The organism is Methanophagales archaeon (genome assembly GCA_021159465.1).
Lineage (GTDB): Archaea > Halobacteriota > Syntropharchaeia > Alkanophagales > Methanospirareceae > G60ANME1.
This window is the reverse complement of the sequence record JAGGRR010000107.1, coordinates 1-11,095: the sequence shown is the minus strand read 5'-3', so window position 1 is coordinate 11,095 and position 11,095 is coordinate 1. Positions and strand designations below refer to the sequence as shown.

The window sequence follows — 11,095 nt, the reverse complement described above, 5'->3', positions numbered from 1 at the left end:
CTGCGCCGTTGTTCCGCACCTCCACCCTTATACTGCAGGATTCGCCAACTTCCGCCCGCGAAGGTGCATCTATCTTCACTAATTCAATATCTGGCGGCTGTGGGTAGACCGTCACTTCGGTTGATTTGCGATTGTTCGTCAGGTCGGCTTCATTCACGCCCTTATTCGCATTCACTTCCGCCTGCAACGTGTAATTCCGCGGTTGTGACACCACAGGCGGCGTCCACCAGAATTCTACTGTCTTTACCTCATCTTTCTTTAGCGAATCCACCTCTTTATCATCTATTTCCCCCTCACCGTATTGCAAACTCAGAGAGAAAGTGCCATTTGCATCTCCTTCGCCTATGTTCTTAATTGTCACATTTATCGGTGTGGGCACACCAGCATATATCTTCCTGCCATGGTCATGGTCTTCCAGCGTTTCTATACTTTCAACAACGAGGTCGGGCAGGTGCTCAGGACCGTAAGCGAAGACCCTGCCTCCTCCGCTGGTGTAGACTCTGCCGTTCGCAATCGCAACCGTTGAACCGCCGTATTCGGTGTGCCATATCTCCTTACCCGTCAGGGCACCAAGACACCACAGCCCCTGATATTCAAATGACATACTCCCACCCACAGGCTCGCCTACAAATACTTTCCTATCTATGGATACGACCGGCGAGTTCGTCCAGTAGCCGATATAATGTAGTAATCCTTTTTTGTCTACTTTAGTATGCACATCCCATTTCAGGTTACCGTTTGTAGCATCGAGACAGGCGACAAAAGTATCCTTAAGGGTTCTACCACCACCGCCTGCTACATAGACATACCCGTCATCGAAAGGAGCATAAGCGGGCGTTGAATCGCTCGGGCGTTCACCCGTTTTCCAGCGATGGTCCCACACACGTTCGCCATTCATCGCATCCACCGCATACACGCCGGAAGTGGCAGCACTCGAGCCGTAAGTGGTGATATAGACGTTTCCACCGACGACTGTTGGCGAGCAGAAAACACTCGCAGGGTAGCTTCGTTTCCAATTGCGCTTGCCTGTCGCCTCGTTAACACAATATAGCTTGCCACTGTTAAAGCCCATATTCCCGCCACCGACGTATATATTGCCGTATCCCGCTCCAGGCGTTGACATTGCATATGCTTCATCCACACGGAACGCCCAGTCATATCCTCCACCCCTATCCCAATCTTCAACGGCGATTGGTCTTCCAGTATCATCCTGTAACCGGAATAGGTAATTCCCACCTTTATTGACCTTAGCCAGCGAGACGATATCCTCACCCGTGAATTTGTGTTCAGAACCCACTTTGTAGTACGTACGATTATTATATGTATTGAAGAACACGGTGTCGTAAGCTGCGAGAGCACCTCCATTCACTGCGTTCACCGTCTCTTTCGTTCCTCCTGGATAATAATAGACGTTTGCATCTCCAGATGCTGCGTCTATCTCGTGAAGTGCAACCGCACCGACTGAATACGGATTAGCAACCATAGAATCCTGATGCTGAACCCAAACAGTAATAGTGCCTCTCATCGGTACGTATATCTTACCGTTGTAGTATGCCGGTGTTGCCCATGACATTTCGCCCCACTCACCTCTTGGATTCGATTTCCATTCAGTATTACCGGTATCTTCATCAAGACATGTTACCCAGCCCTTCCTGCCGTCGGTGCAGAGCACGTATATCTTTCCGTTCGCGATAATGAGCGAAGAAGAGGGAACAGCTCCTATATTAGGGCTTGTCCATAGCAAATCGGGCGCGTTGGGGGTCGTAGACAGTGCGAATCCTGCATTCGCGTGGAATCCCTTCCATGATTTCTCTGTTCCTCTGTTTGAGATTGTGAACAGATTGGACTTTGCTTCGCCATAAGCGTCTTCCGCATACGCTTCTATTTTTATGCTGTAATCGTAGCCGTCCGCAACAGTTTTCGTGTCCCATGCGAATACGCCGTCGTTTTCCGTATTCTGAGCGATGACAACCCATTTTTTGCCTCTGTTCGGGCTATACCAGATGTCTATGCTGACTGGCTTTCTGAACGATGCGTTCCATCTTATCTCTTTCGTGCCTTTCCAGGTTTCGCCACCTCCTGGCGCAATTATCTCCACTGGTATTCGCTCATACACCCGCACTTTCCGCGTCATGTTGTTGTTCGTCTCATTCGCTTCGTAAAGGTCGTCGTCAGGGTCAACAAGCACCGTCAGGTTGCACTTGCCCACACGCTCTGGCTTCCATGTGAAACTCACCGATGTGTTACCGTAGAACGATATATTCTTCTTGCCTATTACTTCGCTCTCGCTCTCATTCAGCGTGCAATTCTCGTCAGTATCCGGGCAATGACCTCCACTTACGAGCAGTGTGACATTGAAATCGTCCCCCGCCCCACTTATGTTCACCCTTACACGGTTGGATTCGTTGTAGAACAGATGTGGTGGCGTATTCGCTGCAACAGGAATCAGGTCAGGCAGCACCACCTCTTTCTGTATGGTCACATTATTGTTCTGTTCGTCTCGTTCCGAGACTTCGTTACCGGAATCAACAAAAACACGGAGTTCATACCTACCCGTTCGATTGGGTTTCCAGTGCAGTGTCGTGTTCAGCTTCTCTTCCGCACTTTCTGCGATCAATCTCTGCGTGTCCACGAGTGTGCCGTTCACGAACAGCGAGACATTAAATGCCGGGGCTATTCCGCCGGCATCCACAAATATGGGATTCGTAGCATTTGAATACAGCACTGGCACTTCCACTCTCTCCAGACTTACAAACAAATCAGGAAGACCTGCCCACACCATAACCGATTTAAAGTTGTTTCCCTCATCCGATTCTTCCACCTCATCATCACAATCAACCTTAACAGAGAGCGTATGCAATCCTTCTTCTCTCGGCTTCCATGAGAAGTTGAGTTCCGCTTCCCCCGAGATTCCGCTCACTCGCTTCTTATCAATGAGCTTATCATCTTCGAAAAAGGCAACATTGAACGCCTCATCCGTTGTTCCCCTGATATAAACATCAACGATATTTGTCATATTCACTAAGTTCGTCCTCGCTTTAATCTTATATGGCTTCAAATCCGGCTTCTTCACATCAACAAACATAGTTAGTGCGTTGTTCGTCTCGTCACTCTCGCTAATCTCGTTGAAATAGTCGCAGTAAACGGTGAGATTGTGCCTTCCCGGTTCTTCAGGACGCCATGTGAACGACACTTCTGTTCCGCCTTTTGACCACACCGAATATGTTCGCTTCGTCACAACAGGATTGCCATCCACGAGTAGCGAGACATTGAATACACCGCCGTTGTTACGTATTATACTGGTGACCGTGCAGTTCGTATGCACGTATGCACGAGCAGGTGGGTCCAAACGAACAGGCTTCAAATCCACCTGCGGACGCTCACGCAATACCTGAAACGCTACCGGATACGGCTGTCCATAGACTGCTGTTATCCTGGCTGCCTGCTCCATCGCATTCAAATCCTCCTTTAACAGGTAAACACGAAGATATTCACCAAATTCGGCATCATCCGCAATCCTTAACAGGTATTCCTTACTGTGGTCTTTATCCAGTATGGTCCAGCTTGTATTCGATTCGCTGACTGAAACAGTGACATTGGGCGAGAGCTCATACTCGCCATGCTCGTATTTCATGAACACCATGCGTAAATTCTCCGGCACTGTTCCGTTGCTCAATTCTTCTTTGTATGCAGTGGCATACAGCACAGGAAATAAGAACTCTTCATATTCTTTCTGCTGCTGCTTCTTCTTCAAATATTCCACTGCTCCCGCCGGGGGTTCGCGACCCCCTGCAACAAACGCCTGCACGACATTAGCAGTTGCAATTACTGAAGAATCGTTCTCAAAGCGAGGGAAACTGCCATCAGCATTTTGAACGCCTTTAAGGTAGTTCAAACCGCTCTTTATCGCTTTTGATATCGCATCTGAATTATTACCGGATGCAATGAGTGCCTGTATCACGATTGCGGTGTCACTCGCCCTGCCATTGGATACATAAGTGAAGTTCCATGAGCTATCTTCATTCTGCCTCTTCAAAAGGTCGTTGGTGACCGCATCTACCATCTCCCGCTCGTATTCGCCTGTGCCTGTGGACGCAAGTGCGAGCAGTGTGAGTGCATCCTCCCATGCCACATCTTCAACTTCTTCAGTTCCCATATTCTCGCCGTTATAATACTTCTTAATCATACCTTCACAGTTTATTCCACCGAAATCCATCGGGTTCTCGCCGGATGCGATAATTCCGAGTGTCCACGCAGACCATTCGCCTGCATTACGGAGCGAAATCGTGGTGCCATACCTGAAGCAGTCCCTTAACCAATCCCGCATTCTCTCCTCGAACCAGCCCGGCGTGGTCTTCCATTCTTTACTCCATGAATTATAATGTCGTGTTTCACCTGCATGATGCGGGTCTTTGCCCTGCGAATATACAGCCATCACGCAGAACGGCGGAGAGAGCTTATCCGTTGATGGTCTCACTTCTGCGGACACACCGCCTAATTCAAACGGAGGCTCATAAACCTTTACCTTAGCAGTGAGCTCGTTGTTCGTTTCGTTTATGTCCGTTATCTCAGTTGTGACATTCGCTTTTAACCGGTATTCGCCCGTTTCTTCCGGCGTCCAGCGGAAAGGCAAGTAGGTGCGAAGTACCTTCTCGTTTAAGAACCCGTCCATCTGAATGCTTTTATTCGCTATTTCATGCCATTCTCCATCTTCTTTACTTGCATAATACAGCGTCACATTGAACCGTCTCGGCATGATATCCTTCGTCACTCGCTTCAGCATCACATACACTGTATTGTTCCAGCCGGCGTAAATCCTGTTCGGAATGGTGAAGCTCTCCACACTCGCATCCATATCCACGCCATAAGGCTCAATCAATGGATAATGGTCCACCACAGGGTTTCCATAAGCAGGGTCTGGACTCGCATACCACTCATCCAGAATGCCATCGCCCTCTATATCATTCTTCCCGTAGCATCTTGCCCATGTATCTGCCCAATAGTTACAAATACCAGAAGCACTAGATTCCCTTCCTCCCCCTGTCCAAACTAAGCTTGTGAAGCATATATCGTCCTCGACACAAACACGCTCAGGTACCTCATCCGGTCCCGTATTAAGCCATGCCCGATATACGCAGTATCTACCCCAGTAGTTATAGTCCCATCTGTTTCTCTTCCCGGCATCAGAGGCGGTGCTCGCCTTGCTGGTACTATTCTGTGCGCTAAGAGGATAGTTCCACCACTGTGTGTGGTAGAGATTGTTGTGCAATATCTGATTATCATCTCCCTCGACCCTTAGCCCCTCGAAAATCCTGCATATCGTGTTCTCAAAGATTGTGTTGTTATTTGAATTTTTGGAGATATAGAGAGCAGGATTATTTGTGAGCGGCCCCGACCTATCAAACATAGAAAATAAACAATTTATGCCCTCTTCAGGTTCGAATAATGTAAAATCACCACCAGTGGAATATATGAGAGAATCCGAGATGCAGCAGTGAGACGAGTTCAGGAGTTTTATCATGGTCTGACCAGTTGAGTATATCTTACAGTTATCTATCGTTACGTTCGTGGAGTTTACGATGTGAATCACCCGGCAGACTCTATCCATATTTAGCCTCCCAGGAGAAACATGGATTGTTAAGTCGTTGATTAAAATTTCACTTGAGTTTTCAATGGTAACGCTTCCGTTTATATCGGTCCCCCACCCGTCACCTATAATCGAGATGTTCTGCTTGTTGATGACACGGAATCCGCTATACTTCCCCTCGTGCACATAGATCACGGTATCGGGCGCAGCATCCTCCACCGCCTCTCTTACCGTGGGGAAATCACGGGGCACATCTATCACAGTGCCTTTAATGACCTCTCGCTCATCGGTCATGTTGTTGTTCGTCTCATCAATCTCGTTGCACCTGTTCTTCGGGTCAGTGGCAACGAGGATATCATGCCATCCCGGCTCTCTTGCGAGCCATTTGAGTGTGAGCGTTGCATTGCCATGAGCGGGTACGAAAACACTGCCAGAGTCTTCAGTGCACCATGATTCTTCGCCTTCCACTCCTTTCACTCGCACTTTCAACGCCACTTCCGTCTCATTGCTCTCAAGTCCGTGATTCTCAATCGTGATTTTCACAGGTATCTGCCTGCCGAAATACAAAGTGGGCGGCATAGCCATCGCAACCGGTATAAAATCAGGCTTCGGTATCAACAGCAGATTCGGGTCGCTAAGGTCTATTCCCGGAGGTGCCCAGCCGAATATTTGACCATCTTTAAGAACAAGCGATGCGTTCGCTACGCCTATGAATTTCCATGTGCCGTTATCATCGTCATAGAACCACAATCGTGGATTATCAATGTCAGCAACGCCGGTAATGTTGCCTGTGTCGTTGTCGGTATATACGAGAATGTCCTGCTCTTTCCATTTGCCGATGAGCGTGCAGCCCTTCCATGTCGCATTGAAGAGCGTGGAATTCTTGATAACTTTGAATTTTATGTAGTATGGTTCGCCACAACCTGAGTATAATAGCATACCAACATCCATTGGAACAAACACCTCTCGCTCCATTTCCGCTTCATTATTGCTCTCATTCTCTTCTACTATATCATCATAAGGGTCAACAATCGCCCTCAGTGTGTAGTTGCCCGTGGCATCAGGCTTCCAGTTGAATGCAACAGTCTTGCTCTCAGATGTGTTCAGCTCGCTCAAATGTCCATAACTGCGAAAAACTGCTATATCACCTTTCAAAACGAGCAGCTCAACGTTGATGCTTTTCTGCTCCTGCTCATGCTCGAAGCGGTTCCATGCGAATGAGATGTCCGCATCGCCTATGTTTCGCACCGTCACGTTTATCCTGTTTGACACATTCACGAAAATGTCGTAAGGCGGTTCTATATCAACCGCCAGATCGGATGCTGCGACTTTTACTGCCTCCTCCTGAACGTTGTTCCTCTCGGTTGACTCTTTTATCGCTCCATCAGAATCGGCAGAAACGACGATGGTGAACCTGCCCGGTGCAGAAGGTGTCCATGTGAAATTAACTCTGACCTTATCGGTATAGTTCAGCGGTCCAATTCGCTTTGTCTCGTTCTCAATCGCATGTCCACGCTCATCCTTCACCTTGAAAGACACATTGAAGCTGCCGTTCGTGCTCGTCCCATAGTTTTCAATGGTGGCATTGACCCAGCATGTCGTGTTCAACATGAGTGGCGGTGGCGGATACACACGCAACTTCGTGACCGCAATGTCCGGCAAATTCAGCGGTAGCGTGACATTCAAATTTAAGAAGCCTTCTCCCACCGTATCATCGCCAATATTTATGATAGTATTGTTGTGAACGCCACCATAATCCTCTGCAAACACATTCAACATACGGTCATAGCGAATATCAGTGGGAACGGTAAGATTAAAGACAGCGAGGTATGTTGAGTCATTCTTTTTTGCTGAGAACTCTGTTTTGTTAAGCGTGAGATTGATGGAGAATGATGCGTTACTGCAAGGACGACCATCCTCATAAGAGACATCCCCCGTGACAACAAGCGGTCCCGGTGGTATTATGTCCGTTTCATTCACTTCATACATCCCGCCCCACAAATTATTAGTCTCATTTTGCTCTGCAATCTCGTTTCTCGCATCCACAGCTATGCTGAGCGTGTAATTCCCGGGCTGAGATGGTACCCATTTGAATTCCACCTCTTCAGTGGCATTAGCACGCAAATCACACACACGCTTCTCTATCATTTCGCTCTCCACCACCGCTCCAGCTCCTGCTCCTGATCCAGCCCCAGTCGAAACGAGCGTGGCATTGAAGGAGATATTGAAAGATACACCTATACCACCTTTATTCCTCACATGTACATAAACAGGATTCATGAACCCTGCATATCGCTCCTTATGAACTTTCACTCTCTCAATCACGATGTCAGACTGTTCAAAAACGCTTACATTCAGCGTGAAAGTGTTGTTGCTCTCTTCCACTTCATCTATCTCATGGCGTGAGTCAATATTGAACGATAGCGTGTAGTTCCCGGTTTCAACAGGTGTCCAGTAGAAGGACAGAATACAGCTCTCGTTTATTCCTATGCTGACATTGAAACGCTTCTTCTCTTTCTCAATACCATTAACCGCAAGCGATACATTGAAAGATTCATTCTCAATGGGTGCAGTCCCGCTGTTGTTCACCACGATGGATATGTTGTTTGAGGTGTTAGCGAAGCAGTAATGGACATTTGCGAACTTCAGCATCTGAACATCTGAGATGAACAGCTCTGGTGCTACGACCTCAACATTAACGGATGCGTTGTTGTTACCCTCTTCAAACTCTTCAATTGCTCCCCCGGAGTCCGCAAACGCTTCAAGCTTGTGCGTTCCCAAACTGAGAGGCGTCCAGTTGAACATGCAGGTGGCATTTTCCATGCTCTTTATGCCCTCAAGTGTGAGATTATCCACAACTTCGCCGTTATCATAGAGCGAGACATTGAATTCAGAAGCATTCTGACCAAAATTCAGAACCTCTACCGTGATTGGCACAGTGCGATTGAGCCGAACATCCGCAGGAACATCAACGAATCGAATTGAAAGGTCAGGTCTCTGCATGCTTCCGGTCCTGAGCCTGGAATTTGAATTTAAGATAGCAATGTCATCAAAGTAAGCATCACCAGTATCTTCAACCTGCAACAGCACTTGCTTCACCTCAATATCAATATCGCCATGCACAGCCACTCCCCGCTCTTCCAGGTCATCACGCAAGTTTCTGTGTATGTGATGCCACTCGCTGTCCGCAGGAACGATATTAAAATCGAACTCCTCGCCACTGACATTACCGTAACTAAGGTTGTATGTCTTACCAGCGATATTCACCTCAACGCTCACAAATGCTTTGCTCGTTCCGTTATCCACTTTTAGCCGTGCGGAAAGTACAGGTGCATCCGAGTTGATATGCAAATCACGGTAAATGTCAATCATTCCAGAAGACACGTTTATATTCAATGTGTTGTTGCATGCTCGCACAAAGCCGTTTGCATTGTGCGGTTTTAAGCGCCAGCCTTTCACGCTCCACGCGTATGTGCAATCACCGTAATCCTCGTAACCGTTCCAATCCTCGAAGAAAGAAGCGACTGCTGATGCGTTACTTGCCGTCGTTGCGTTCTCACAACCATACCACAGATAGACCGTTCGGCTGTAGTTGATATGAAGTCTCGTCCAGACAAGACTCTCGCTGGAATTGTTCCAGTTCTCTATCCATAAGGGCAAATCTGTGCCGTTATCATCCTTTATCCTTATATCAGAGCCATCAGGATTCGCCTTTGTGTAGTCAAAAATGGAGCGTTTGAGAATAATGGGAACTGCAACATCGCTTAAGTTACCCACACATCTCAGCTCTATCGGCTCGTTATACTTCCATTCAAGTTCTGGATAGACATGCATTTCTGTCTTATTGCTCGCTTCTATCTCACCGTCAATCTCAACTGAGACATTCACAGTGTAATTTCCTTCATGCACAGGCATCCAGCCAAAAGTGAATGTGCGAGAGGATTTATGTGGCACGAAACAACTTTTACGTTGCATTATTTGTGTGGAGTTCTCATCTTTAATTGCTAATAGAATGGAGAGATTACGAGCATCCGCGGTGCCATCGTTTCTCACACGCACAATAAGAGGCGAGTAGGATTTTGCATGGTATCCCTTTGGCGCCCACACGAATCCAGCAGAGATGCTCGCATTTCCTATATCCGCGATGGCAGGACCAGGTGATAAAATCGCAATTCCATCAAAATATCCCCCTGCACTCCAATCAGCTTCAGAATCAGCACGAGAGCAATAAGCACGAACCCTAATTTTATCAACCGAAATTTCTCCGGTGGTATTCACACCTTTCAGCAGAAGGTCATCCCGCAGGTTCCTGTATATGTGATGCCATTGTCTATCCGCGCTGAATAAAATCGGGAAGTATAAATTGCTGGAGGAGTCAGGAAGTAGATATCTGAAGACACCGTACCTTAAATGATAGATTTCGCCTGAAACATTAACATCAATAATATACTCGAGAGATGAGGAAATATCATGTAAACTCTCCGGATAAATCCATGCACTGAATACCGGATTGCTATTATGTATAGCAACCTCCCGGTAACCCGCACAATAACAACCATGATCACTACTGCTGCCGGATGACAGATATAGTGAATGATTGCCATAGACTGCAAAACCTTCTTCTATACGCTTCTGGGTTTCGTCCTTTGTAAAGTTCCATCCCCACCGCTCAAGACTCGCACCCCCCTCTTCCCAATCTTCAAAGAAAGTGGATACAGCGCTTGCATTGCTTTCCGATGATGCACTGCAGTTGCCATAGCATAGATAAACTGTCTTTCCTGATGCTGGCACATCTGTCCTGAACCATATCCGGCTCTCGCTGGAAGTGTTCCAGTTCTCTATCCATAATGGCAAATCTGTGCCGTTCTCGTCCTTTATCCTTAGATCAGAGCCGTCAGGATTCATTTTTGAGTAGTCAAATATGGATGGGTCAAGCGTCAGCAAGACGGTCGCAGTTGCATTCTTGATGCTCTTTCCCTGTCCTGAAATGGGTTTCACAGACACGTTTTCCTTGAATGCGAAGCCCCACCATTTTGTCGGTGGGTTCACATATACCTCCCTCTCCACAACATTGTTCGTCTCGTTTGTTTCCTCAACGCAATTTTCAGTATCAACACGAACAGAAAGCGAGTAATTACCCTCTTGAGGTGGCTTCCAGATGAATACAAGTGTCGTTGCGTTTTTATGCGACAGGGTGATGTGCTTGCTCAGGCTTTGCGTTTTCACATTGCCTTCCTCGTCGCTGTAGCTCGCATTAAGAAATACTAAGAAGTTGCGGGCGTCTGCAGTTCCGTTGTTTGTAACATTCACATATATCTGGTTCGGGAACACGGCATACAGATTCCGGAATCTTGGGGTTATATTCGTGGATGCAAGCTCAGCGAGCCCGAGATCAACGAATGGTTCTCGGTCTGCACCTGCACACTTCCTTAATCGAACATTGTCCACGAGGATGCTCACATTGTAGTTCCACCAGTTGTTCGCTGCGAAGAAGCCCAAATCTGTGTT

1 protein-coding gene is annotated in these 11,095 nt (G+C 47.4%); it reads right to left on the bottom strand.

Going from position 1 to position 11,095, the window contains the following annotated elements:
- On the bottom strand, window positions 1-11,095 hold an 11,095-nt coding region (locus J7J01_05405), incomplete at both ends, for a DUF2341 domain-containing protein (protein MCD6210314.1).